Origin of the sequence: Burkholderia puraquae, assembly GCF_002099195.1 — a bacterium.
GTDB classification, from domain to species: Bacteria; Pseudomonadota; Gammaproteobacteria; order Burkholderiales; family Burkholderiaceae; genus Burkholderia; species Burkholderia puraquae.
In genome coordinates this window covers 101,929-126,449 of record NZ_NBYX01000012.1, presented here as the reverse complement: position 1 = coordinate 126,449, position 24,521 = coordinate 101,929, and the positions used below count along the sequence as shown (strand labels likewise).

Below are 24,521 nucleotides of genomic sequence, written 5' to 3'. Positions count from 1 at the left end.
CTGCCGATGGATGCCGCCACCAATGCTGTCGCAATCCGCCCGTTCGAACGCGCCGACACCGATGCCGTGCTCGCGGTATGGCGCGACGCGTTCCCGCAGTACGAAGACGCGGACGCACCGCCGCACCGCGATCCGCTGCGATCAATCGAACTGAAGCTCGCGACGCAGCCGGAGCTGTTCTTCGTCGCGACCAGCGGCGCACGCGTGGTCGGCACGCTGATGGCGGGTTTCGACGGACATCGCGGCTGGCTCTACTCGTTCGGCGTATCGAACGACGCGCGGCGGCTCGGCATCGGCCGCGCACTGATCGCGCACGCGGAACGCGCGCTCGCCGCGCGCGGCTGCCTGAAGATCAACCTCCAGGTCCTGCCCGGCAATGACGACGCATGCCGCTTCTACGCAGCCCTCGGCTATCGCGTCGAGGAACGCATCTCGTTCGGCAAGACGCTGCCGGCCGCATGAAGCGAAGGCCGGCAGCCGGCCATCTCAGCGCGTGATCGGCCCCGCGCCCGGCAACGGATTGCCGAGCGCGTCGGTCGGCACGGCCTGCTGCTCGAACGCGGCGAAATACGCAGCCCACTGCGTGTCGCTCACGCGCACGATCAGCGCACCGTCCTGCCAGATGTCGTTGTGGTCGTTGTGGTCGTCGCCCGCGCGATGCAGGTAGTTCGCGCCGGTCGAGCCCTGGTTCATGTGCGTGTCGTGGATGCCGTTGCCTTCGGCATACGAGCGGCCGAACACGACGACGTCGAGCCCCTGCGACTGCGCGGCGCTCACGAGCCGCAGCAGCGACGGGATCGGCTCCTGATGCTCCGTGCCGTCCATCACGGCGCTCGCGCGCCAAGCGCCCGTTTCGTTCAGGATGTCGCTGCGCAGGTAGTCGAGCGCGGGCAGCGCGGCCTGCCCCGTCAGGTCCGTATAGCCTTCGGCCGCGGCCGCGAGCGTCTGCGTGATCGGGTGGTGGAAATCGTAGACGAGCTTGTAGTTCAGCAGGTCGTCCGCATCGCTGGTGCCGACGTTGATCGCGACGTCCCAGTCGCCTCCCGGCAGCGCCAGCGTCAGGTGGATGTGATACTGGATCTCGCTGCGGTGCGGCGAGCCCTTCAGCTTCGCCACCGATGTCACCTTCGCCTTCACGAAACCGTAGTCCAGACTCATGCGTGCTCTCCGTGTCCCGATGGGCCGTCCATGCTACGCGGCCCGTGTGTCGGTTTGCCGGCGACTGGCTGCCGGCGACTGGCTGCGGGCGACTGGCTGCGGGCGACCGGCAATGGACGACCGGCAACGGGCAGCCGCCCCATCGCTCCCGCGCCGCGTGCACGGCGCAACAGTCGAATGGAGTCGCGCCCGCCCGCACAAGTTCGACCCGAATCGCATGACACGAAAAAAAGGCTGTCACGGCATCCCGTGACAGCCTTTCGAAAGCCCGTGTGCGACGCGCCCGGCATCTGCCGTCGCGCGCCACCGGCCCCGCTCATTCACTCACTCATTCACCCAGGTACGCAGCCCGCACCTTCGGATCGTCGAGCATCTGCTTCGCGTCGCCTTCCATCGTGACCGTGCCCGAATCCATCACGTAGCCGCGGTCGGCCGCCTGCAGCGCGAGGCGTGCGTTCTGCTCGACCAGCAGCACCGTGATGCCCTCCTTCGAGATCTCGCGCACCACTTCGAAGATCTTCTCGACCATGATCGGCGACAGCCCCATCGACGGCTCGTCGAGCAGCAGCAGCTTCGGCTTGGAGAGGATCGCACGCGACATCGCCAGCATCTGCTGCTCGCCGCCCGACAGCGTGCCCGCGAGCTGCGTCGCACGCTCCTTCAGGCGCGGGAAGAAGCCGAACATCCGCTCGACGTCCTTCTTGATCTGCTCGTTGTCGTTGCGCAGGTACGCGCCCATCTGCATGTTCTCGATGATCGACATCCGCGCGAAGATCCCGCGGCCTTCCGGCACCATCGCGAGGCCGCGCTTGAGCAGTTCGTGCGACGGCACGCCCTTGATCGACTTGCCGTCGTACTCGATGTCGCCCGCCGAATACGGCTTGAGACCCGTGATCGCCTTCATCGTCGTGGTCTTGCCTGCGCCGTTCGCGCCGATCAGCGTCACGAGCTCGCCCTGGCGGACTTCCATGTCAACGCCCTTGACGGCCTGGATGCCGCCGTAGTTGACCTGCAAGCCCTTGATTTTCAACATTGCCGCTGCCATCAGTGCACCCCTGCGCCGAGATATGCCTCAATCACCTTCGGATTCTTCTGCACGTCCTGCGGCAGACCCTCGGCGATCACCTTGCCGTAATCGAGCACCGTCATCCGGTTGCACAGCCCCATCACGAGCTTCACGTCGTGCTCGATCAGGAGAATCGTGCGACCGTCCGAGCGGATCTTGTCGAGCAGGCGCGTGAGTTCGACCTTCTCGGTCGCGTTCATCCCGGCCGCCGGCTCGTCGAGCGCGAGCAGCTTCGGGTCGGTGGCCAGCGCACGCGCGATCTCGAGACGGCGCTGGTGGCCGTACGACAGGTTGCGCGACGTGTAGTCCGCGTACTGCAGCACGCCGACGTATTCGAGCAGCTCGATCGCGCGCTCCTTGATCTCGCGCTCTTCCTGGCGTTCGGCCGGCGTCTGGAACACCGCGCCGAGCAGCCCGTGCTTGGTGCGCACGTGGCGGCCCACCATCACGTTCTCCAGCGCCGTCATCCCGCCGAACAGGCGGATGTTCTGGAACGTGCGCGCAATGCCCGTCTTGGCGACCTGATGCACCGCCGTCGGCTTGTATTCCGTGCCGTCGAGCTTGAACTCGCCGGAGTCCGGCGTGTAAAGGCCCGTGATCACGTTAAAGAACGTCGTCTTGCCGGCGCCGTTCGGGCCGATCAGCCCATAGATCTCGCCTTCCTTGATCTCGAGGCCGACGTCGGACAGCGCCTGCAGGCCACCGAAGCGCTTGTTCACGCCTTTGACGGACAGTCGGATTTGTTTGTCGCTCATGTGTGTATCCCCAGTGTCCGTAGGTTAAGCGCGCACCGGCTTCTTGCTGGCGCGCTTCGCCAGTTTCGCGATCTTGTCCTCATGCTTCGGCGCGGGCCACAGGCCTTCCGAGCGGTACAGCATGATGACCACCATCGCGAGGCCGTACAGCGCCTGGCGGATCACTTCCGTATCGACGATGTCATGACCGAACAGCGCGTGCTGCAGCGGGCTCATCGTCGAACGCAGGAATTCCGGGAAGATCGCGAGCAGCACCGCGCCCAGGATCACGCCCGGGATGTGGCCCATGCCGCCGAGCACCACGCACGCGAGCACCACGATCGATTCCCAGAACGTGAACGACTCGGGCGACACGAAGCCCTGGAACGAGCCGAACATCGCGCCCGACAGGCCGCCGAACGACGCACCCATCGCGAATGCGAGCAGCTTCACGTTACGCGTGTTGATGCCCATTGCCTTCGCCGCGATCTCGTCTTCGCGGATCGCCGCCCATGCGCGGCCGATACGCGAATGCTGCAGGCGCGTACACACCCAGATCACCAGCAGCGAGCACAGCACGAACAGGTAGTAGTACATGTAGACCGACGGCAGCTGGATCCCGAACAGCGAGTGCGTCTGCGACAGGTTGAAGCCGCCGATGTGCACCGGATCGATGCCCGTGATCCCCTTCGGGCCGTTGGTGATGTTCACCGGACGGTCGAGGTTGTTCATGAAGATCCGGACGATTTCACCGAAGCCGAGCGTCACGATCGCCAGGTAGTCGCCGCGCAGGCGCAGCGTCGGCGCGCCGAGCAGGATCCCGAAGGTGGCCGCCAGCGCCATCGCGATCGGCACGATGATCAGGAACGGCACATGCAGCCCGTTCGGCGCGAGCGCCGCGATCCACTCGAACTGCGAGCTCAGGTGCGGCGAGCTCAACAAGGCCGCCGTGTACGCGCCCACTGCGTAGAACGCGATATAGCCCAAGTCGAGCAGGCCGGCAAAGCCGACCACCACGTTCAGGCCCAGCGCGAGCATCACGTACAGCATCGCGAAGTCAAGCACGCGGACCCAGTAGTTGCCGCCGGCCGAGCCGATGATGATCGGCGCGGCAATCACGAAGACAGCGGTCAGGATGCCGATGATGACGGTCTTGGCGACGTTGCGCTCTTCGACGAGCGACGTCGAGGATTCGATCGGTTGAATGGATGTCATGTTGTTTGCTCCCTTCCGTTACGCGCGATCCGCGACACGTTCGCCCAGCAGGCCGGACGGACGGAACACCAGCACGATGATCAGCACGATGAAGGCGAACACGTCCTGGTAGTTACTGCCGAATACGCCGCCCGTGAGGTTGCCGATGTAGCCGGCCCCGAGCTGCTCGATCAGGCCGAGCAGCACGCCGCCGACCATCGCACCGCCGAGGTTGCCGATCCCGCCCAGCACCGCGGCCGTGAATGCCTTCATGCCGGGGATGAAGCCCATGTAGAAGTGCACGTTGCCGTATTCGGACGCAATCATCACGCCGGCCAGCGCAGCAAGCGCGGAGCCGATCATGAACGTCGCGGAGATCACGAAGTTCGGGTTCACGCCCATCAGGCTCGCGGTGTTCGGGCTTTCGGCGATCGCGCGCATCGCGCGGCCGAGCTTGGTCTTGTGCACGAGCAGCAGCAGGCCGGCCATCACGATGAACGCCACCGCGATGATCACGATTTCAGTGACCGAGATCACGGCGCCGGGCGTCGTGTCGGTGGCCTTGATCACGTTGATCGGATCGGTCGGCAGCAATTGCGGGAACGGCAGCGGGTTGCGCGACCAGATGATCATCGCGGCGGTCTGCAGCAGGATCGACACGCCGATGGCGGTGATCAGCGGGGCGAGGCGCGGGGCGCGACGCAGCGGCCGGTAGGCGACCCGCTCGATCGTGAAGCCGACGAATGCACAGACGACTGCGGCGATGCCCAGGCCGATCGTCAGCGTCGCGACGTTGCCGAGTCCGGGAAAATGGTTCTGCAGCACGGTGATGGCCGACAGGGCGACCATCGCGCCGATCATCAGCACGTCGCCGTGCGCGAAGTTGATGATGCCGAGAATGCCGTACACCATCGTGTAGCCCAACGCGATGATGGCGTAGACACTGCCGAGCACCAGCCCGTTGAGAACCTGCTGGACGAAAATATCCATTTAAAGCTCCTTGGCCCGTGCTGCCGGAGGACGTTGCGCCCCGCGGGTAAGCGAGGAATCGCGCCTTCTCGGCGACACTGCGGGTACTAGTCGATACCGGTAAGGGTGGATCGTCCCGGCGCGCGCCGCCCGGCCTGTACGGCCGGACCTGCCGCCGGAGCGGATACAAAAACGGCACCGCACTGTTCCGGTGCCGTCATGAGTCCCGTCGCTAAATCGTCACGACATCGAGGACGGTGTTCGTAGCCTCCTTGAAGTCGTGGGGCAGCATGCCGAGACGGCCATCGTCCGGTTGCCCGGCATCCGTGCCTTTTTCCGTCCGGTGCGAGGCAAGCCCCGCACCCGGGCAGATCGGATTCCTTGCCGCGTTGCCTCGCAAGGCACCGCGAACGCCGCGCCCGACATTCGTCAGGACTGCGTCGGAATCCATCGTACGAACCAGACCGCACGCCGCGACATCGTTGCTCGCGGCAATGCGCTGTTTCGTCGAATCGAAATGAAAGGGGGCCGGCAGCATCGGCACGCTACCCGCATCGCCGGGCACCATGGCCGGCTTGCGTCGATCGGCGCGCGCGGTCGCTGTCGCGCCACGACCGGCGGCCTGCTGTATTGCAACCTGCGTGCCCGCTGCCTGACCGTTCGCCAGGCCAAGCGCGTTGATTTCCTCGATCGCCAAACGTGCCCCGTTTTCCTTGTCCTTGCCCAATTGCGCGATGCGGCACGCGAACGATGCCGCACGACCGGTTCCGGCGACGCGCACGCCACTGGCCGACGGTGCCGCGAATACCGCAGCCTCCCTCCCCGCCCCGCCGTCGCTCTTTTTGCTGCAACCGGCAAACATTGCAACCGGTGCGGCGACGGACATGGCGTTAGCCAACTTCGCATGCATTGATTGGTCTCCCGCGCCTTGCCAAAACCCGATTTCAAAGCCATTCCGGCCTGAAAACGGGCGCATTGTAACTCCATTTATAGGACGCCAATAATCCTGATTCGATGGGGTTTTCCTGCATTGCAACCAATTTTGAGAGACGCTTGAGCGCGCGCGGAGCAACCCGGTTGCACCATGGGTGCGAATAATGGTTGCGATTGCAATTCCGGCGGGCCAAAAAAAAGCGCGCCGGGAGGCGCGCTTCGGTGTTCCGTGGGTGCGATGCGTCAATCAGGCAGCGGGCGGCAGGTTCAACCCGCGCGGCAGCGGAAACGACACGTTTTCCTCGATGCCGTCGAGCGCGCGGACGTTGCGCACCCCGAGCTCGCGCAGCCGCGCGATCACGGCCTGGGCGAGCACTTCGGGCGCCGACGCGCCCGCCGTCACACCGATGCGGCGCTTGCCCGCGACCCATGCCGGATCGATCTGGTCGGGCGCATCGACCATGTACGCGTCCACACCGCGCTTCTCGGCCACTTCGCGCAGGCGGCTCGAATTCGAGCTGTTCGGGCTGCCGACGACGATCACGACATCGCACTGCGGCGCCATGAACTTCACCGCGTCCTGGCGGTTCTGCGTCGCGTAGCAGATGTCCTGCTTCTTCGGCTCGCGGATCTTCGGATACTTGGCCTTCAGCGCTCCGATGATCTCGGCTGCGTCGTCGACGGACAGCGTCGTCTGCGTGACGAGCGCGATGCGCTCGGGATCGGCGAGCTCGAGCTTCTGCACGTCCTCGACGCTCTCGACGAGATGCATGCCGCGTTCGACCTGCCCCATCGTGCCCTCGACTTCCGGATGGCCCTTGTGCCCGATCATGACGATGTCGACGCCGTCCTGGCGCATCTTCGCCACCTCGACGTGCACTTTCGTGACGAGCGGGCAGGTCGCATCGTAAATGCGCAACCCGCGCACGTCGGCCTCGTCGCGCACTGCCTTCGACACGCCATGTGCGCTGAAGATCACGGTATTGCCGGCCGGCACTTCCTCGAGTTCCTCGACGAAGATTGCGCCTTTCTTCTTCAGATCCTCGACCACGTACTTGTTGTGGACGATCTCGTGACGAACGTAGATGGGCGCACCGTGCATCGCGATTGCGCGCTCGACGATCTCGATCGCGCGATCGACGCCCGCGCAGAAGCCGCGCGGCTGGGCCAGCAGGATTTCGGCATCGGCTGCGACGGTCTGCCCGGACAGCGTATCGGTGGTGCTCATGATTACAGGATTCCGATGATTTTCACTTCGAACGTGAGCGCTTGGCCCGCGAGCGGATGATTGAAGTCGAACAGTGCCGAGGTCTCGCTGACTTCCTTCAGCACCCCCGCGTATCGGCCGCCGTCCGGCGCGTTGAACTCGATCAGTTCGCCCGGTGTGAAATCGTCGCCGACCATCCCGTTCTCTCGCAGCGTCGACAGCGTTACACGCTGGAGCATGTCGGGATTGCGGGGACCGAACCCCTGTTCGGGCGTTAGCTGAAAAGTCGAATGGTCGCCGACCCTGAGCCCGATCAGAATCTGTTCCAGCGACGGCGCCAGTTGCCCCGCGCCGAGCAGCAGCGTGGCCGGCTTGTCGGTGAAGGTGTTGACGATGTCGGCACCGTCGGCCAGTGCCAGCCGGTAATGCAACGTGACGTGGGAACCGGGCTTCACTTCGGATAGATCGATGAGGCTCATGAATTACTCGTTCAGTCGGCGCCCGATACGGCCGAAAGGCCCGGCGCAAAGCCAATATTGTAAGTCACCTGAGCGCGCAAGGCGGAAAGTGCGACGACGTCGCGCACACTGCCCGCCGCCATTGGAGTTTCAAGCATGCTGTCACCCTGCCTCGCCCTGCCGGCCGTCGAATGCCGCGACACCGCCGATCCGCCGGCCGATCCGCCCGGTCGCGTCCTCCCGATCCGCAAGCGCAAGCGCCGCCCGGGCGGCTGGCGGCCCGAGCGGCCGCGCGAGCGATTGCTGGAGCGCGGGCCGGCCGCGCTGACCGACGACGAACTGATTGCCTTGCTGCTCGGCACGGGCAAGCCCGGGCACGATGTATTCGTCACCGCCCGCGCGCTGGTCGGGCAGTTCAAGACGTTGCGCGGGCTGCTCGAGGCAACCACCGACGATTTCGAGGCGCACCCCGGCATCGGCCCCGCGCGTTCCGCGCGGCTGGTTGCGGTCATCGAGATCGCGCGACGCATGCTGAAGGAGAAGGCCCGCGAGAAGAAGCAGATCGATTCGCCCGGCGCGGTCGAGGACTATCTGCGGCTGGAGATCGGCGCGCGCCCGTACGAAGTGTTCGCGGCGGTATTCCTCGACGCGCGCCACGGCCTGATCGAAACGGAGGAAATCACGCGCGGCTCGCTGACGCGCATGGCCGTCTATCCGCGCGAAATCGTGCGCCGCGCGATGGCGCACAACGCCGCGGCGCTGATCGTCGCGCACAACCATCCGTCGGGCGCGGTGCAGCCAAGCGCGGAAGATCGCCGCCTGACCCGCGTGCTGCACGACGCGCTCGCCCTCGTCGACGTGCGGCTGCTCGATCACGTCGTTATCGGCACCAGCGATACTTTTTCGTTCGCACGGGCCGGTTGGTTGTAGACTGTGCGGTTGCGGCCCGCCTGAGGGCGTCGCAACGGTGAAGCGAAATTAGGTTTGATTTTTCTGAACTTTTTCTGCTAGAATCGCCGTCTGTCTTTTTTCCAACCAGTTCTAGCCATCGAAGGGCCTTGTCTGTAAGGGCTTCGGCGTTCTGAGTGCAGCCATGGATCACGTGGCGGTGCGATGGAACCTTCATCGGCGATCGAACCCCGAATTTAGCGTATTAGGAGTGCTCTCATGGCACGCGTATGCCAAGTAACTGGGAAAGCGCCGATGAGCGGCAACAACGTTTCCCACGCCAACAACAAGACGAAGCGCCGCTTCCTGCCGAACCTGCAAAACCGCCGGTTCTGGGTAGAGAGCGAAAACCGCTGGGTGCGCCTGCGCGTCTCGAACGCCGGCCTGCGCCTGATCGACAAGAACGGCATCGATTCCGTGCTCGCTGACCTGCGCGCACGCGGCGAAGCCTAAGCCCAAGGAGCACAATCATGGCAAAAGGCGCACGCGACAAGATCAAGCTTGAGTCGACCGCTGGTACGGGTCATTTCTACACGACCACGAAGAACAAGCGCAACATGCCGGAAAAGATGGCGATCAAGAAGTTCGATCCCGTCGTCCGCAAGCATGTGGAATACAAAGAAACCAAGATCAAGTAATCTCCGGTTTCTGCTAGCCTGACGGCGACCGAAAAGCCCCGCGCATGCGGGGCTTTTTGTTTTGCGCGCACGCTCCGGCGCGACGCGGTATGCTCTCCCCTTTCCGCGGCCACGGTCGCCGGAACGTACAAGATCAAAAGCGTAACGATGGAGATGCAGCATGAAATTCGACGTGGCGATCGTCGGCAGCGGCCTGGCAGGGCTGTCGGTCGCACTCAATCTGGCCAGCACGCGACGCGTCGCACTGATCGCGAAGCGGTCGATGATGGAGGGCGCGAGCGATAACGCGCAAGGCGGCATCGCGGCTGTCCTCGATTCGGCGGACAGCATCGAGAACCACGTCGACGACACGCTGGTCGCCGGTGGCGGCTTATGCGACGAAGGCGCGACGCGCTACATCGTCGAGCACGGCCGCGAAGCGATCGAATGGCTGATCTCGCAGGGCGTGCCGTTCACGAAGGACGACGCAGCCGAGCTCGGCTTCCACCTCACGCGCGAAGGCGGCCACAGCCACCGCCGGATCATCCACGCGGCCGACGCGACCGGCCATGCGGTGCTCGCGACGCTGTCGGCGCGTGCGCGCCAGCACCCGAACATCACGTTCTTCGAAAACCACCACGCGATCGACCTGATCACGTCGGACCGGCTCGGCCTGCCCGGCCGCCGCTGTCATGGCCTGTATGCGCTCGACGTCGACAACGACCGCACGATCACGATCGAAGCGCCGCATACGGTGCTCGCAACGGGCGGCGCCGGCAAGGTCTACCTGTACACGACGAATCCCGACACCGCGACCGGCGACGGCATCGCGATGGCGTGGCGCGCGGGCTGCCGCGTGTCGAACATGGAATTCATCCAGTTCCACCCGACCTGCCTGTTCCATCCATATGCGAAGTCGTTCCTGATTTCGGAGGCCGTGCGCGGCGAAGGCGGCCTGCTGAAGCTGCCCGACGGCACGCGTTTCATGCCCGCACACGATCCGCGCGCCGAACTCGCCCCGCGCGACATCGTCGCGCGCGCGATCGACTTCGAGATCAAGAAGCGCGGGATCGACTGCGTGTATCTCGACATCAGCCATCAGCCGGAAGCGTTCCTGCGCGAACACTTCCCGACGATCCACGCACGCTGCCTCGAATTCGGCATCGACATCGCGAAAGAGCCGATTCCGGTCGTGCCGGCCGCGCACTACACGTGCGGCGGCGTCGTCACCGACCTCGCCGGGCGCACCGATCTCGCAGGCCTGTATGCGGTCGGCGAAACGTCGTACACGGGGCTCCACGGCGCGAACCGGCTCGCAAGCAATTCGCTGCTTGAATGCCTCGTGATCGGCCGCGCGGCGGCCGAGGCGATCGAGGCGGCCGGCTTCGATGCCGAAACGCCGGCCACGCTGCCCGCGTGGGACGAAAGCCGCGTATCGGATGCGGACGAAGAGGTCGTCGTTGCACACAACTGGGACGAACTGCGCCGCCTGATGTGGAACTACGTCGGCATCGTGCGTACCGACAAGCGCCTCGAACGCGCGAAGCACCGGCTGTCGCTACTGCGCGACGAGATCCAGGAGTACTACGCGAACTTCCGCGTGACGCGCGACCTGCTCGAACTGCGCAACCTCGTCGACGTGGCGACGTTGATCGTGAAGAGCGCGCACTCGCGCCGCGAAAGCCGCGGGCTGCACTACAGCCGCGACTGGCCGAATTCGCTGCCGAAGGCACTGCCGAGCGTGCTGACTCCGCGCGCGCGTCGCTGAGCGGCACGCCCTCCCCGGCGGCCGCACAGGAAAAAAGCCGTTGGCGTTTGCGCGCCAACGGCTTTTTTGTCCGATCGATGGCGTTCGTTCAGTCGACGATCCGCATCGAATAGTCCGTCGCGCGTACGTCCTTCGTCAGCGCGCCGATCGAGATGCGGTCGACACCCGTTTCCGCGAACGCACGCACCGTATCGAGATTGACGCCGCCCGACACTTCGAGCACGGCCTTGCCGTTCGCCACGCGCACCGCTTCACGCATCATGTCGAGCGTGAAGTTGTCGAGCAGCACCGACTGCGCGCGATGCGCGAGCGCCGTATCGAGTTGCGCAAGCGTCTCGACTTCGACCTGCACGGGCACACCCGACTCCAGCGCGAACGCCGCATCGAGCGCCTCGCCGACGCCGCCTGCCGCTGCGATGTGGTTTTCCTTGATCAGAATGCCGTCGTACAGCGCGAGACGCTGGTTCTCGCCGCCGCCGACGCGCACCGCGTACTTCTGCGCGAGCCGCAAGCCCGGCAGCGTCTTGCGCGTATCGAGGATCTTTGCGCGCGTGCCTTCGACGCGATCGACGTAACGGCGCGTCGCGGTCGCGACGCCCGACAGCAGTTGCAGGAAGTTCAACCCGTTGCGCTCGGCCGTCAGCAGCGCGCGCGCTGGCCCTTCGAGTTCGCAGACGGTCGAATCGGGCGCCATCCGGTCGCCTTCACGATAACGCCACTGCACGACGATCGCCGGATCGATCCGGGCGATTACGGCCTCGAACCACGGCACGCCGCACAGCACGGCTTCCTCGCGCACGATGATGCGTGCACGGCGACGCTCGCCGGCCGGCACGAGCCGCCCGGTCTGGTCGCCGGTGCCGACGTCTTCTGCGATCGCATCGGCCACGTTGCGCGCGATCGCGTCGTCGAATGCCGCGCCATATTGCTCGCGGACGATGTCGAACAGCGGGGATACGGCCTGGCTCATGCAGCCCCCACGTTCGCAAACAATTGCTGATCGCGCTGCAGATCACCGCTCGCCTGTACGCGCTTCTTGTGCGCGGCCGCGAAATCGAGCATCCGGTCGATCGGCAGGCGTGCGCGCTCGCCGATCGCAGGATCGACGAAGATTTCGTTCTGACCGCGCTCGAGCACGTCGGCGAGGTTCGCGAGGCCGTTCATCGCCATCCACGGGCAATGTGCGCAGCTCTTGCAGGTGGCGCTGTTGCCGGCCGTCGGCGCGGCGATGAAGGTCTTGCCGGGCGCGGCAAGCTGCATCTTGTGCAGGATGCCGAGATCGGTCGCGACGATGAAGCGCGTCGCGTCGAGCTTGACCGCCGCGTCGATCAGCTGCGTGGTCGAGCCAACCACATCGGCCTGCGCGACGACGTTTTCCGGCGATTCGGGGTGGACGAGCACCTTCGCGTCCGGATATTCGGCGCGCAGCAGGTCGAGTTCGATGCCCTTGAATTCGTCGTGAACGAGGCACGAGCCTTGCCAGAGCAGCATGTCCGCGCCGGTCTTCTTCTGGATGTAGCTGCCGAGATGACGATCCGGTGCCCAGATGATCTTCTCGCCGCGCGCGTGCAGGTCGGCCACGATCTCGAGGCCGATCGACGACGTGACCATCCAGTCCGCGCGCGCCTTCACGGCGGCGCTGGTATTCGCATAGACGACGACCGTGCGATCGGGATGCGCGTCGCAGAACGCCGAGAATTCGTCGACCGGGCAGCCGAGGTCGAGCGAGCAGGTCGCGTCGAGGTCGGGCATCAGGATCCGCTTGTTCGGGCTCAGGATCTTCGCGGTTTCGCCCATGAAGCGCACGCCGGCGACGACCAGCGTCTGCGCGTCGTGATCGCGGCCGAAGCGGGCCATTTCGAGCGAATCGGCGACGCAGCCGCCCGTTTCGTCGGCGAGCGCCTGCAATTCGGCGTCGACGTAGTAGTGCGCGACCAGCACGGCCTTTTCACGCACGAGCAATGCCTTGATGCGCGCCTTCAGTGCAGCACGCTCTTCGGCGGACGGTGCGTCGGGCACCTTGGCCCATGCCTGCCCCACGCCGCACACGGTCCCTGCTGCGACGGGCCGGTCGTACTCGACGGGTTTGATCGTCGATTGCATCTCGATATCTCCTGTCGATCGGAGTTAGCGCTTCAGCGCTTACTCCGATCCCATGCTTCGCGGTCGATCGGAGCTAACGCTTCAGCACCAACTCCGATCCCATCCCCTGATCTCGCCCCGGAACAACACTTCCGCACTGCTCCAAGCCGCATACAAATCCGGCCTTACCGATCACCCTTCAAAAACCGGCGGCCCAAATAAAAAAACCCCGCCAACGCGGGGTTTTTGACGTCCTTAGATTCTAATCGATTTCGAATCAGGCGTAGCGGCGCAGGCGCGTCGCAAATTCCTGCAGCGCCTTGATGCCGCTTTGTTCTGCGCGATGGCACCAATCCTGTAATTGCGCGAGAAGCTGTTCGCGCGACGCGGTCGAACGATCCCAGATCGCGGCGAGATCCTGGCGCAGCTGGAAGTACGTTTGCAGCTTCTGGCTGTTCGCGAAGATTTCCGGCAGCAGCTTCTTCTGCGGCTCGTCGAGGCCGTCGGCATCCTTGTGGAACCACTTGCGCGCGCCACGCATCATCTGGTATCTCTCGCCGCCGATTTCCTTCAGGTGCGCGAGTTCCTGGCGGTACGCACGCTTCACGGCCTTGCCGTAGCGCGCCATCACTTCGTAGCGGTTCGACAGCACGGCCTGCAGCGTTTCCTGGTCGAGCACCGTCTTCGGCTTGTTCAGGCGCGGCGTCGGCGCAACCTTCTTCACCTTTGCAAGACCGAACGCCGACATGATGCGGATGTACATCCAGCCGATGTCGAACTCGTACCACTTGTTCGACAGCTTCGCCGAGGTCGCGAACGTGTGGTGGTTGTTGTGCAGCTCTTCGCCGCCGATCACGATGCCCCACGGGAACAGGTTCGTGCTCGCGTCTGCCGAGTTGAAGTTGCGATACCCCCAGAAGTGACCGAAGCCGTTGACGACGCCAGCCGCCCAGAACGGAATCCAGACCATCTGCACGGCCCACACGGTCAGGCCGATCACGCCGAACAGCGCGACGTCGATCACCATCATCATGCTGATGCCGAGAATCGGGTATTTCGAATAGAGATTGCGTTCGAGCCAGTCGTTCGGCGTGCCGTGACCGAACTTGCGCATCGTCTCTTCATTCTTCGCTTCCGCGCGATACAGCTCGGCGCCTTCGAGGAACACCTTCCAGATGCCGCGCGTCTGCGGGCTGTGCGGATCTTCCTCGGTCTCGCACTTCGCGTGGTGCTTGCGGTGAATCGCGGCCCACTGGCCCGTCAGCATGCCGGTCGTCATCCACAGCCAGAGGCGGAAGAAGTGGCTCGCGATCGGATGCAGCTCGAGCGCGCGGTGCGCCTGGCAGCGGTGCAGGTAGACCGTCACGCCGATGATCGTGACGTGCGTGACGGCGAGCGCAAACAACGCGACCTGCCACCACGAAAAATGCAGGAGCCCGTGGGAAAGAAAATCGAGCAGGGAATTCAACAAGGCAGTTACCCGTGAAGAGAGAGCGACGCCGGCCCGCGCCAAGCGTCAGAAAAATGAAAGCATACCGCGTGTAGACCAGAATTTTACTTCAACCGTTCCAAGTCTTTGTAAAAAATGAATATTTTCTTGCCCTGACGCAACAAGTGCAGTCCATGGGCGGACTCGGAAAGGCCCGCGATCCGGTTCCGGCCGCGGGGTCGATACGATCGGCGACCGGTATGTGCTACGCGGCCGGCGCGCGCCCGTCCACCGCGCCGTTGCCGGCCGCCGGATCGCGCCCCGCCGTCGCGCCCGCGGCGGGAAAGCCGTCGGGCAACCCGACGACGCGCACTTCGCGCTGCGGGAACGGAATCGAAATCCCGTGCTCGCCGAACAGCCGCCAGATGTTGCGGTTCACGGCCGAACGCACGCCGGACGTGCCTTTCGCCGAATCCTCGATCCAGAAACCGAGCTCCAGGTCGATCCCGTCTGCGCCGAAACTCACCAGATACGGGGTCGGAGCGGGCTCCGTCAGCACGCGCGGCACGCCCTTCGCGGCATCGGCAAGCAACGTGAGCGCATGCTCGACATCGCTCGTGTACGCCACCTGCACCGCGACCTTCGCGTAACCCCGCGTCAGGTACGACGACTGGTTCTGCACGACGTCCGTGATCAGCTTCTCGTTCGGAATCAGCGTCTCGTTGCCGTCGAGTCCGCGCACGACCGTGTAGCGTGTGCGGATCTGCGTGACGATGCCCTGCAGCCCGCCGACGCTGATCGCGTCGCCGAGCCGCAATGAGCGGTCGAGCAGGATGATGAAGCCCGACACGTAGTTGCTGGCGATCTTCTGCAGCCCGAAACCGAGGCCGACGCCCACCGCACCGCCGAACACGCCGAGCACCGTCACGTCGATCCCGACCAGCGACAGCCCGATCAGGATCGCCGCAAACACGAGCAGCGCGCGGCCGACCCGCGACAGCACGACCTTCAGGTTCGCGTCGAGCGTGCTCGCGCGCGTGAGGCGATCCTCGAGCACCGAGCCGAGCCACATCGCGACCATCAGCGTCACGCACACCCACAGCGCGCCGGAAATCACCGACAGCAGCGTGAGGTGCGCGTTGGCGACACGGAACTGCACGCTGTCGAGCCAGCCGAGCACGTCGCGCTGGATGCCGAGCACGGTCAGCACCATCGCGGCCCACACGACCGTCGACACGATCTTCTCGACGATCGACAGCCACGCATGCGTGTGGCCGTCGCGCGCGAACACGCGCCGCGCAAAGAAAAACAGCACGTAGATCAGCCCGATGCCGAACAGCGGCACGAGCGCGAGCGACAGCAGCGACGTCGACATGAACGGGTCGAACGCGAGCTGCGCGCCGCCCACGAAAATGCCGCCGAACAGCGGGAACAACGCGCGCTTCAGGCTGTGCGCGCCCGCGCCGGGCGCGCGTCCGGCCGCCCGGCGGCGCGCATCGATCCGGCCGTGCACGAAGCGCGCGGCCACCCACGCGAAGCACAGCGCCCCAATGAGGATCGCCGCCTGCCAGATCATCACCGGCTGGTGGAAATCGCGGATGACCGACGCCAGCCGGTGCGACAGCAGGCGGCTCTGCAGATTCTCCATCGTCCGTCCGGCCCGCCGTTACTGCGCAGCGCGCCGTTCGAGCACCGCGGCGAAGAAGCCATCGGTCGCGTGACGGTGCGGCCACAGCGACAGGTAGTCGCCCGTCTCGATCTCGATGCGCTGGTCATCCAGCACCTTCTGCGCCGGTACCAGCACGAACTCGGGATGGTCGGCCAGGAACTGTTCGACGATGCGTTCGTTCTCCGCATCGAGCACGCTGCAGGTGGCGTAGACAAGGCGGCCGCCCTTCTTCACCAGGCGTGCGGCGCTCGCGAGGATCGACGCCTGCTTCGGCGTCAGCTCGTCGATCGCCGTGCGCGTCTGGCGCCACTTCAGGTCCGGATTGCGGCGCAGCGTGCCGAGGCCGCTGCACGGCGCATCGACCAGCACGCGGTCGATCTTGCCGGCAAGCCGCTTGATCTTCGCGTCGTGCTCGCTGTCGATCAGCACGGGGTTCACGTTCGACAGCCCGCTGCGCGCGAGGCGAGGCTTCAGCTTCGCGAGGCGCTTCTCGGACACGTCGAACGCATAGAGGCGCCCGGTCGAGCGCATCATCGCGCCCAGCGCGAGCGTCTTGCCGCCCGCTCCAGCGCAGAAATCGACGACCATCTCGCCGCGGCGCGGCGCGACCAGCGAGCACAGCAGCTGGCTGCCTTCGTCCTGCACCTCGATCGCGCCTTCCTCGAACAGCTTCAGGCGCGTCAGCGCCGGCTTGCCGACCACGCGCACGCCGAACGGCGCGAACGGCGTCGCGCCCGCATCGATGCCGCTCACGCGCAGCGCTTCGATCACCTGGTCGCGCGTCGCCTTCTGGGCGTTGGCACGCAGGTCGAGCGGCGCCGGGTAGTTCAGCGCGGCCGCGAGCTGCGCGAGCTCGTCGGCGTCGAAACGGGCCGACAATGCCTGGTGGATCCAGTCGGGCAGGTTCGTGCGGATGCGCACCGGCAGGCTCGCGGGATCGATCTTCGATACGTGCTCGAGCCATGCGGACTCGGTGTCGGACAGGAACGGCTTCAGCGAATTGCGGCCGACCGTCTGCATCAGGCCGAGCAGCGTGAGGCGCCGCGCAGGCGTGCCCGTGCCGCTCTCGGCGAGGTGCGAAAACTCCATCTTCCGGCGCAGCACCGCGAATACGGCCTCGGCGATCACGCCGCGCTCGGCATGCCCGAGCTTCGGGTGCGCGCGGAAGAACCGGCTCGTCGTCGCGTCGGCGGGGCCGGCGAACTTCAGCACCTCGGCCAGCAAAGTCTCGGTCTGGCCGATCAGGAATCCGTGCAGTTTCATACGCCCTCACTCGTTTCGGTATGCGGTTGATCCGCGAAAATCCAGCGCGCCTCTTCCGGCGCCACCACTGCACGGCCGTTCTCGAGGCGCAGACGCCCCTCGATGAACCAGCGCACCGCGCGCGGATACAGCACATGCTCGACCGTCAGCACACGCTGCGCGAGCGCGGCGGCGTCGTCGCCCGCGCGCACGGGCACCGCGCCCTGCGCGACGATCGCGCCGCTGTCGAGCTCGGGAATCACGAAATGCACGCTCGCGCCATGCAGCGCGACACCCGCATCGAGCGCCTGCTGATGCGTGTGGATGCCCTTGAAGCTCGGCAGCAGCGACGGATGGATGTTCAGCAGCCGGCCTTCGTATCGTCTGACGAATGCGGGCGTGAGGATGCGCATGAAGCCGGCGAGGACAACGAGATCGGGGGCGAAACGGTCGATCTCGGCGGCGAGCGCCGCGTCGAAGCTGTCGCGGCCGTCGAACGACCGGTGGTCGACCACCGCCGTCGCCACCCCGTGCGACGCGGCAAAAGCCAGCCCGGCCGCATCGGGCCGGTTGGCGATCACGGCGGCAATCTCGGCCGGCCAGCGTTCCTGCGCGCACGCGCGGACGATGGCCTCCATGTTGCTGCCGCGACCGGAAATCAGGATCACGAGTTTTTTCATCCGCGAATTTTACCATTCGCCCCCGCGTTTCCCGCCTTCTCGGCCGCCGGCCCGCCCGAACGTTTATAATCTTCTGCTTTGCGGCATCCCACCGCCCATTCCCCCGACGCTGCATCCGCTATCGTGAAAGTCTTCCGCGGCCTGCCCAACGCCGAGAGCCGCGCCCCGTGCGCGCTGACGATCGGCAACTTCGACGGTGTCCATCGCGGCCACCAGGCCCTGCTCGCGCGCGTGCGCGCGGCAGCGGACGCGCGCGGCCTGCCCGTGTGCGTGATGACGTTCGAGCCGCACCCGCGCGAATTCTTCAACCCGGCCGGCGCGCCGCCGCGCATCGCGATGCTGCGCGACAAGCTCGAGGCGCTGCGCGATCACGGTGTCGACCGCGTGGTCGTCGAGCACTTCAACCACACGTTCGCGAGCCAGTCGCCGCAGGCGTTCGTCGAACGCACGCTGGTGAACGGGCTGCACACGCGCTGGATGATGGTCGGCGACGATTTCTGCTACGGCGCGAAGCGCGCAGGCACCTTCGACACGCTGAAGGCGGCCGGCGCGCAGTACGGCTTCGAGGTCGAGCAGATGGGTACGGTGGCCGGCAGCGACGGCACGCGCATCTCGAGCTCGGGCGTGCGCGCCGCGCTCGCGGCCGGCAACCTCGACGCGGCCGCGCAGGCGCTCGGCCACGGCTATGCGATCAGCGGCCACGTCGCGCACGGGCTGAAGCTCGGCCGCGACCTCGGCTTCCCGACGCTGAACCTGCCGATCGCACACAAGCGGCCGGCGCTCGCGGGCATCTTCGTCGTGCAGGTGCACGGCCTCGGCCCCGCCCCGCTGCCGGGCGTCGCCAGCCTCGGCCTGCGCCCGACCGTCGACGATTCGGGCCGCGTGCTGCTCGAAGTCCACCTGCTCGACTGGCACGGCGATGCGTACGGCAAGCTCATCCGCGTCGAATTCCTGAAGAAGCTGCGCGACGAGGCGAAATTCGACGATCTCGAGGCGCTGTCGCGCGCGATCGCGCTGGACGTCGCCAATGCGCGCGCGTACTTCATCGAGCGCGACCGTGCGCCGGGCAGCCGCGCCACGGGCTTCTCGACGTCGGCCACCGACCGAATTAGCTGATCCGGACGGCGGCGCCTGGCGCCGCACCCTCGCGCCGCTCACTCGCGCGCCTACCCGATTCACGACGCTCGCGCGTCCCCCGATTTAGATAGCGATCCCATCATGAGCAACAAGAAAGCCGATTCGAAACCGCAGGCCAAGTATCCGGTCAACCTGCTCGACACGCCGTTCCCGATGCGCGGCGACCTGCCCAAGCGCGAGCCGCAGTGGGTCAAGGAATGGGAAGAGCGCGGCCTCTACGAGAAGATCCGCGCGGCCAGCGCTGGCCGTCCGAAATTCATCCTGCACGACGGCCCGCCGTATGCGAACGGCGATATCCACCTCGGCCACGCCGTCAACAAGATCCTGAAGGACATCGTCGTCAAGTCGCGCAACATGGCCGGCTTCGATGCGCCGTACGTGCCCGGCTGGGATTGCCACGGGATGCCGATCGAGATCCAGATCGAGAAGCAGTTCGGCAAGTCGCTGCCGGCGGCCGAAGTGATGAGCAAGGCACGCGCGTACGCGACCGAGCAGATCGAGAAGCAGAAGGTCGGTTTCAAGCGTCTCGGCGTGCTCGGCGACTGGGCGAATCCGTACAAGACGATGAACTTCGTCAACGAGGCGGAAGAGATCCGCGCGCTCGGCAAGATCATCGAGAAGGGCTACGTATATCGCGGGCTGAAGCCGGTGAACTGGTGCTTCGACTGCGGCTCGGCGCTCGCCGAAGCGGAAGTCGAGTACAAGGACCGCACCGATCCGACGATCGACGTGATGTTCGCGTTCGCGGAACCGGAAAAGACCGCCCAGGCGTTCGGCCTGCCGGCACTGCCGCGCGCCGAAGGCGGCATCGTGATCTGGACCACCACGCCATGGACGATCCCGGCGAACCAGGCGCTGAACCTCCATCCGGAAATCGTCTACGCGCTGGTCGACACCGAGCGCGGGCTGCTGATCATCGCGGAAGAGCGCGTCGAAGCCTGCATGGCCGACTTCAAGCTGACGGGACGCGTCGTTGCGACCACGCCGGGCGTGAAGCTCGCGAACCTGCGCTTCCACCACCCGCTCGCGTCGGCCCACCCTGGCTACAAGCGCACCGCGCCCGTCTACCTCGGCGACTACGTGACGACCGACACCGGTACCGGTGTCGTGCACTCGTCGCCCGCGTACGGTATCGAAGACTTCGTGTCCTGCAAGGCGCACGGGATGACCGACTCGGACTTCATCAACCCGGTGATGGGCGACGGCCGCTATATCGAATCGCTGCCGCTGTTCGGCGGCCTGTCGATCTGGGACGCGAACCCGAAGATCGTCGACGCGCTGAACGCGGCCGGCTCGCTGCTGCGCAGCGAGAAGTACACGCACAGCTACATGCACTGCTGGCGCCACAAGACGCCGATCATCTACCGCGCGACGTCGCAGTGGTTCGCCGGCATGGACGTGACGCCGCGCGAAGGCGGCAAGACGTTGCGCGAAACGGCGCTCGAAGGCGTCGACGCGACCGCGTTCTACCCGTCGTGGGGCAAGCAGCGCCTGTTCAGCATGATCGCGAACCGTCCCGACTGGACGCTGTCGCGCCAGCGCCAGTGGGGCGTGCCGATGGCCTTCTTCGTGCACAAGGAAACCGGCGAGCTGCACCCGCGCACGCTCGAGCTGCTCGAGGAAGTCGCGAAGCGCGTCGAGCAGTCGGGCATCGAGGCGTGGCAGACGCTCGACCCGCGCGAGCTGATCGGCGACGACGCGAACCTGTACGAAAAGAACCGCGACACGCTCGACGTGTGGTTCGACTCGGGCACGACGCACTGGCACGTGCTGCGCGGCTCGCACAAGGATCAGCTGCAGTTCCCGGCCGACCTCTACCTCGAAGGCTCGGACCAGCATCGCGGCTGGTTCCACTCGTCGCTGCTCACGGCCTCGATGATCGATGGCCGCGCGCCGTACAAGGGCCTGCTCACGCACGGCTTCACGGTCGACGGCGAAGGCCGCAAGATGAGCAAGTCGCTCGGCAACGGCATCGACCCGCATGAAGTCGCGAACCGTCTCGGCGCGGAAATCATCCGCCTGTGGATCGCGTCGACCGACTATTCGGGCGAGCTCGCGATCTCCGAGGAAATCCTGAAGCGCGTGACGGAAGGCTATCGCCGCATCCGCAACACGCTGCGCTTCCTGCTCGCGAACCTGTCGGACTTCGACTTCGCGCAGCACGCGGTGCCGGTTGAGGAATGGCTCGAGATCGACCGCTATGCGGTCGCGTTCTCGCAGCAACTGCAGACGGAACTGCTCGGCCACTACGAGAAGTACGAATTCCACCCGGTCGTCGCGAAGCTGCAGACGTACTGCTCGGAAGATCTCGGCGGCTTCTACCTCGACGTGCTGAAGGACCGCCTGTACACGAGCGCGGCCGATTCGCGCGCCCGCCGCTCCGCGCAGACGGCGCTGTACCACCTGACGCACGGCCTGCTGCGCGTGCTCGCGCCGTTCCTGTCGTTCACGGCGGAAGAAGCATGGAAGGTGTTCCAGCCGGCCAGCGACACGATCTTCACGGAAACCTACTACGCGTACCCGGAAGTCGCCGGCTCGGCCGCGCTGATCGAGAAGTGGGCGCTGCTGCGCGATGTGCGCGGCAACGTGACGAAGGCGCTCGAGGAAGCGCGCACCGCGAACCGCATCGGTTCGTCGCTGCAGGCCGAAGTCGCCGTGCACGCGAGCGGCGCACGCTACGACGCGCTCACGAGCCTCGGCGACGATCTCAAGTTCGTGCTGATCACGTCGGCGGCGACGGTCGTCAAGGTCGACGACGAAGCGCAGGAAAGCGTCGACGTGGCCGCGTCGAAGTACCAGAAGTGCGAGCGCTGCTGGCACTACCGTGAAGATGTCGGCGCACACGCCGACCATCCGACGCTGTGCGGCCGCTGCTTCTCCAACCTGTTCGAAAACGGCGAAATCCGGAGCGCTGCTTAACTATGGCGAAAACCCTGTCGAAACCGGCCAGTGGCGCGCTTGCGCCCTGGCTCGGCATTTCGCTGATCGTGATCCTGTTCGACCAGCTGTCGAAGATCGCGATCCTGAAAACGTTCGTGTACGGCGCGCAGCACGAGCTGACGTCGTTCTTCAACCTCGTGCTGGTGTACAACCGCGGCGCCGCGTTCGGCTTCCTGTCGACCGCGGGCGGCTGGCAGCGCTGGGCGTTCACCGCGCTCGGCATCGCCGCGACGCTCGTGATCTGCTTCCTGTTGAAGCGTCACGGCCAGCAGCGGCTGTTCAGCCTGTCGCTCGCACTGATCCTCGGCGGCGCACTCGGCAACGTGATCGACCGGCTCGTCTACGGCCACGTGATCGACTTCCTCGATTTCCATCTCGGCGCCTGGCACTTCCCGGCGTTCAACCTCGCCGATTCCGCGATCACGGTCGGTGCAGTGCTGCTGATCTACGACGAACTGCGTCGCGTGCGCGGCTCGCGCTAAGCGCGCATACTCGGCGTCGACGGCCGGCTTCGCGCCGGCCGTTCCGTTCGACCCTTGGAGGCCTGAGTTGGCACACGCAGAACTTGCTGGAAAACACCTCGTTCTCGGCCTGACCGGCGGCATCGCCTGCTACAAGATCGCCGAGCTCACCCGGCTGCTCACGAAGGCCGGCGCGACCGTACAGGTCGCGATGACCGAAGCCGCCACCCAGTTCATCACGCCCGTCACGATGCAGGCGCTGTCGGGCCGGCCCGTCTATACGAGCCAGTGGGACGCGCGCATCGACAACAACATGGCGCACATCGACCTGTCGCGCGAAGCCGACGCGATCGTGATCGCACCCGCGTCGACGGATTTCCTCGCGAAGCTCGCGCACGGGTTCGCGGACGACCTGCTGTCGACGCTGTGCATCGCGCGCGATTGCCCGCTGCTCGTCGTTCCCGCGATGAACCGCCAGATGTGGCAGAACCCGGCCACGCAGCGCAACGCAGCGCAACTGCGCGCGGACGGCGTGTCGGTGCTCGGCCCGGATTCGGGTGCGCAGGCGTGCGGCGAAGTCGGCGACGGACGCATGCTCGAGCCCGAGGCGATCTATGAAGCGATCGTCGCGCACTTTGCGCCGAAGGTGCTTGCGCACCGGCGCGTGCTGATCACGGCCGGCCCGACGTTCGAACCGCTCGACCCGGTGCGCGGCCTCACGAACCGCTCGAGCGGCAAGATGGGCTTCGCGCTCGCGCGCGCCGCACAGCAGGCCGGCGCCGACGTGCATCTCGTCGCGGGGCCGGTGGCGCTCGACACGCCGTGGGGCGTGTACCGCCAGGACGTGCAGACGGCGCAGCAGATGTACGACGCGGTCATGCATGCCGTCGCCGATGCCGACATCTTCATCGCGGTGGCCGCGGTCGCCGACTGGCGCGTCGCCCAGCCGGCCGAGCACAAGATGAAGAAGACGGCCGACCACAAGGTGCCCGCACTGGCATTCGTCGAGAACCCCGACATCCTCGCGTCGGTCGCGGCACTGCCCGATCCGCCGTTCTGCGTCGGGTTCGCGGCCGAAAGCGGCGACCTCGACGTGCACGGCGACGAGAAGCGCAAACGCAAGAACGTGCCGCTGCTCGTCGGCAACCTCGGCCCGCTGACGTTCGGTCGCGACGACAACGAAGTCGTGCTGTTCGAGGCCGCCGGCCTCACGCGCCTGGCGCGCGCACCGAAGGACGAACTCGCGCACACGCTCGTCGCGGAAATCGCGAAGCGCGTGCCCGACAACCACCTGATCTGATCTCCCGCGCGGCAGCGCTCGCTGCCGCGCCCTTCCCGATCCATTCGACGACCGCATGAAACTCGACCTGAAGATTCTCGACGCGCGCATGCGCGACTACCTGCCCGCCTACGCGACCACCGGCAGCGCGGGCCTCGACCTGCGCGCGTGCCTCGATGCACCGGTCACGCTGCAGCCGGGCGAAACGACGCTCGTGCCGACCGGCCTCGCGATCCATCTCGCCGATCCCGGCTACGCGGCGCTGATCCTGCCGCGCTCGGGCCTCGGCCACAAGCATGGCATCGTGCTCGGCAACCTCGTCGGCCTGATCGATTCCGATTACCAGGGCCAACTGATGGTCTCGACGTGGAACCGCGGCCAGACCGAGTTCGTGCTGAACCCGTTCGAACGGCTCGCCCAGCTCGTGATCGTGCCGGTCGTGCAGGCGCAGTTCAACATCGTCGACGACTTCGCCGAAAGCGATCGTGGCGAGGGCGGCTTCGGCAGCACCGGCCGTCACTGAACGGCGCAACGAAAAAAGGGCCTCGCG

At 65.9% G+C, this 24,521-nt stretch carries 24 protein-coding genes; 10 read left to right on the top strand and 14 right to left on the bottom strand.

The annotated features are described in order from the left end of the window. Positions 1 to 6: 6 nt before the first annotated feature. Positions 7 to 462: a GNAT family acetyltransferase gene (locus B7G54_RS22685; RefSeq protein WP_085041113.1), complete on the top strand. Its 456-nt coding sequence runs from the start codon at positions 7 to 9 to the stop codon at positions 460 to 462. A 24-nt stretch (positions 463 to 486) separates the two neighbouring features. Here the strand turns inward: B7G54_RS22685 and B7G54_RS22680 are convergent, their stop codons facing one another. From B7G54_RS22680 to B7G54_RS22645, 8 genes are all read right to left on the bottom strand, one after another. After that, positions 487 to 1,158, bottom strand: coding sequence for a DUF2278 family protein (locus tag B7G54_RS22680; protein ID WP_085041112.1), 672 nt, complete (start codon positions 1,156 to 1,158; stop codon positions 487 to 489). 328 nt (positions 1,159 to 1,486) lie between these two features. Beyond that, entirely contained in the window at positions 1,487 to 2,203 is a 717-nt protein-coding gene (locus tag B7G54_RS22675; RefSeq protein ID WP_059233416.1) for an ABC transporter ATP-binding protein, read from the bottom strand. Continuing rightward, a complete protein-coding gene (locus tag B7G54_RS22670) occupies positions 2,203 to 2,979 on the bottom strand; it encodes an ABC transporter ATP-binding protein (RefSeq protein ID WP_011352945.1) in 777 nt (258 codons plus the stop codon). The genes B7G54_RS22675 and B7G54_RS22670 overlap by 1 nt, the downstream gene beginning before the upstream one ends. Positions 2,980 to 3,003: 24 nt before the next feature. After that, the gene (locus B7G54_RS22665; RefSeq protein WP_085041111.1) at positions 3,004 to 4,173 is read right to left on the bottom strand and encodes an ABC transporter permease subunit; all 1,170 of its coding nucleotides are present in this window, start codon (positions 4,171 to 4,173) and stop codon (positions 3,004 to 3,006) included. Positions 4,174 to 4,191: 18 nt separating this feature from the next. Continuing rightward, entirely contained in the window at positions 4,192 to 5,142 is a 951-nt protein-coding gene (locus B7G54_RS22660; protein ID WP_011352947.1) for a branched-chain amino acid ABC transporter permease, read from the bottom strand. A 211-nt stretch (positions 5,143 to 5,353) separates the two neighbouring features. Continuing rightward, on the bottom strand, positions 5,354 to 6,097 hold the full coding sequence (locus B7G54_RS22655; protein ID WP_175130492.1) for an amino acid-binding protein: 744 nt from the start codon (positions 6,095 to 6,097) through the stop codon (positions 5,354 to 5,356). A gap of 204 nt (positions 6,098 to 6,301) precedes the next feature. After that, on the bottom strand, positions 6,302 to 7,282 hold the full coding sequence (ispH, locus tag B7G54_RS22650; RefSeq protein WP_011352949.1) for a 4-hydroxy-3-methylbut-2-enyl diphosphate reductase: 981 nt from the start codon (positions 7,280 to 7,282) through the stop codon (positions 6,302 to 6,304). Between the two features lie 2 nt (positions 7,283 to 7,284). Further along, positions 7,285 to 7,740 carry an FKBP-type peptidyl-prolyl cis-trans isomerase gene (locus tag B7G54_RS22645; RefSeq protein WP_027786673.1) on the bottom strand — a complete coding sequence of 152 codons (456 nt, stop codon included), beginning with the start codon at positions 7,738 to 7,740 and terminating at the stop codon, positions 7,285 to 7,287. Positions 7,741 to 7,875: 135 nt separating this feature from the next. On the opposite strand from B7G54_RS22645, the gene radC reads away from it, so the two are divergent. The 4 genes from radC to nadB all read left to right on the top strand — a co-directional run bounded on the left by radC (position 7,876) and on the right by nadB (position 11,052). After that, positions 7,876 to 8,649 carry a RadC family protein gene (radC, locus tag B7G54_RS22640; protein ID WP_085041109.1) on the top strand — a complete coding sequence of 258 codons (774 nt, stop codon included), beginning with the start codon at positions 7,876 to 7,878 and terminating at the stop codon, positions 8,647 to 8,649. A 237-nt stretch (positions 8,650 to 8,886) separates the two neighbouring features. Beyond that, positions 8,887 to 9,120 (top strand): 50S ribosomal protein L28, encoded by a 234-nt coding sequence (rpmB, locus tag B7G54_RS22635; protein ID WP_004186391.1) that lies wholly within the window; start codon positions 8,887 to 8,889, stop codon positions 9,118 to 9,120. A gap of 17 nt (positions 9,121 to 9,137) precedes the next feature. Next, entirely contained in the window at positions 9,138 to 9,305 is a 168-nt protein-coding gene (rpmG, locus tag B7G54_RS22630) for a 50S ribosomal protein L33 (RefSeq protein ID WP_006478046.1), read from the top strand. A 160-nt stretch (positions 9,306 to 9,465) separates the two neighbouring features. Further along, positions 9,466 to 11,052 carry an L-aspartate oxidase gene (gene nadB, locus B7G54_RS22625; RefSeq protein ID WP_046544591.1) on the top strand — a complete coding sequence of 529 codons (1,587 nt, stop codon included), beginning with the start codon at positions 9,466 to 9,468 and terminating at the stop codon, positions 11,050 to 11,052. 88 nt (positions 11,053 to 11,140) lie between these two features. Here nadB and nadC read toward each other — a convergent pair whose 3' ends face one another. The 6 genes from nadC to purN form a co-directional block, all read right to left on the bottom strand. Next, entirely contained in the window at positions 11,141 to 12,022 is an 882-nt protein-coding gene (nadC, locus tag B7G54_RS22620; protein WP_085041108.1) for a carboxylating nicotinate-nucleotide diphosphorylase, read from the bottom strand. Beyond that, on the bottom strand, positions 12,019 to 13,155 hold the full coding sequence (gene nadA / locus B7G54_RS22615; protein WP_085041107.1) for a quinolinate synthase NadA: 1,137 nt from the start codon (positions 13,153 to 13,155) through the stop codon (positions 12,019 to 12,021). The genes nadC and nadA overlap by 4 nt, the downstream gene beginning before the upstream one ends. Positions 13,156 to 13,411: 256 nt before the next feature. Beyond that, on the bottom strand, positions 13,412 to 14,605 hold the full coding sequence (locus tag B7G54_RS22610) for a DesA family fatty acid desaturase (protein ID WP_085041106.1): 1,194 nt from the start codon (positions 14,603 to 14,605) through the stop codon (positions 13,412 to 13,414). Positions 14,606 to 14,828: 223 nt separating this feature from the next. Beyond that, positions 14,829 to 16,211, bottom strand: coding sequence for a mechanosensitive ion channel family protein (locus tag B7G54_RS22605; RefSeq protein WP_085041105.1), 1,383 nt, complete (start codon positions 16,209 to 16,211; stop codon positions 14,829 to 14,831). A gap of 18 nt (positions 16,212 to 16,229) precedes the next feature. Further along, the gene (locus tag B7G54_RS22600) at positions 16,230 to 17,495 is read right to left on the bottom strand and encodes an RsmB/NOP family class I SAM-dependent RNA methyltransferase (RefSeq protein WP_085041104.1); all 1,266 of its coding nucleotides are present in this window, start codon (positions 17,493 to 17,495) and stop codon (positions 16,230 to 16,232) included. Next, the gene (purN, locus tag B7G54_RS22595) at positions 17,492 to 18,154 is read right to left on the bottom strand and encodes a phosphoribosylglycinamide formyltransferase (RefSeq protein WP_011352958.1); all 663 of its coding nucleotides are present in this window, start codon (positions 18,152 to 18,154) and stop codon (positions 17,492 to 17,494) included. The genes B7G54_RS22600 and purN overlap by 4 nt, the downstream gene beginning before the upstream one ends. 123 nt (positions 18,155 to 18,277) lie before the next feature. Between purN and B7G54_RS22590 the strand changes: the two genes are divergently transcribed. From B7G54_RS22590 to dut, 5 genes are all read left to right on the top strand, one after another. Then, a complete protein-coding gene (locus tag B7G54_RS22590) occupies positions 18,278 to 19,270 on the top strand; it encodes a bifunctional riboflavin kinase/FAD synthetase (protein ID WP_085041103.1) in 993 nt (330 codons plus the stop codon). Between the two features lie 102 nt (positions 19,271 to 19,372). After that, a complete protein-coding gene (gene ileS / locus B7G54_RS22585; protein ID WP_085041102.1) occupies positions 19,373 to 22,210 on the top strand; it encodes an isoleucine--tRNA ligase in 2,838 nt (945 codons plus the stop codon). A gap of 2 nt (positions 22,211 to 22,212) precedes the next feature. Further along, positions 22,213 to 22,713, top strand: coding sequence for a signal peptidase II (gene lspA / locus B7G54_RS22580; protein ID WP_085041101.1), 501 nt, complete (start codon positions 22,213 to 22,215; stop codon positions 22,711 to 22,713). 67 nt (positions 22,714 to 22,780) lie between these two features. Beyond that, complete coding sequence (coaBC, locus tag B7G54_RS22575; RefSeq protein WP_085041100.1) at positions 22,781 to 23,992, top strand: bifunctional phosphopantothenoylcysteine decarboxylase/phosphopantothenate--cysteine ligase CoaBC; 1,212 nt, start codon at positions 22,781 to 22,783, stop codon at positions 23,990 to 23,992. 55 nt (positions 23,993 to 24,047) lie between these two features. Beyond that, on the top strand, positions 24,048 to 24,494 hold the full coding sequence (gene dut, locus B7G54_RS22570) for a dUTP diphosphatase (protein WP_021160741.1): 447 nt from the start codon (positions 24,048 to 24,050) through the stop codon (positions 24,492 to 24,494). The last annotated feature ends 27 nt before the right edge of the window (positions 24,495 to 24,521 follow it).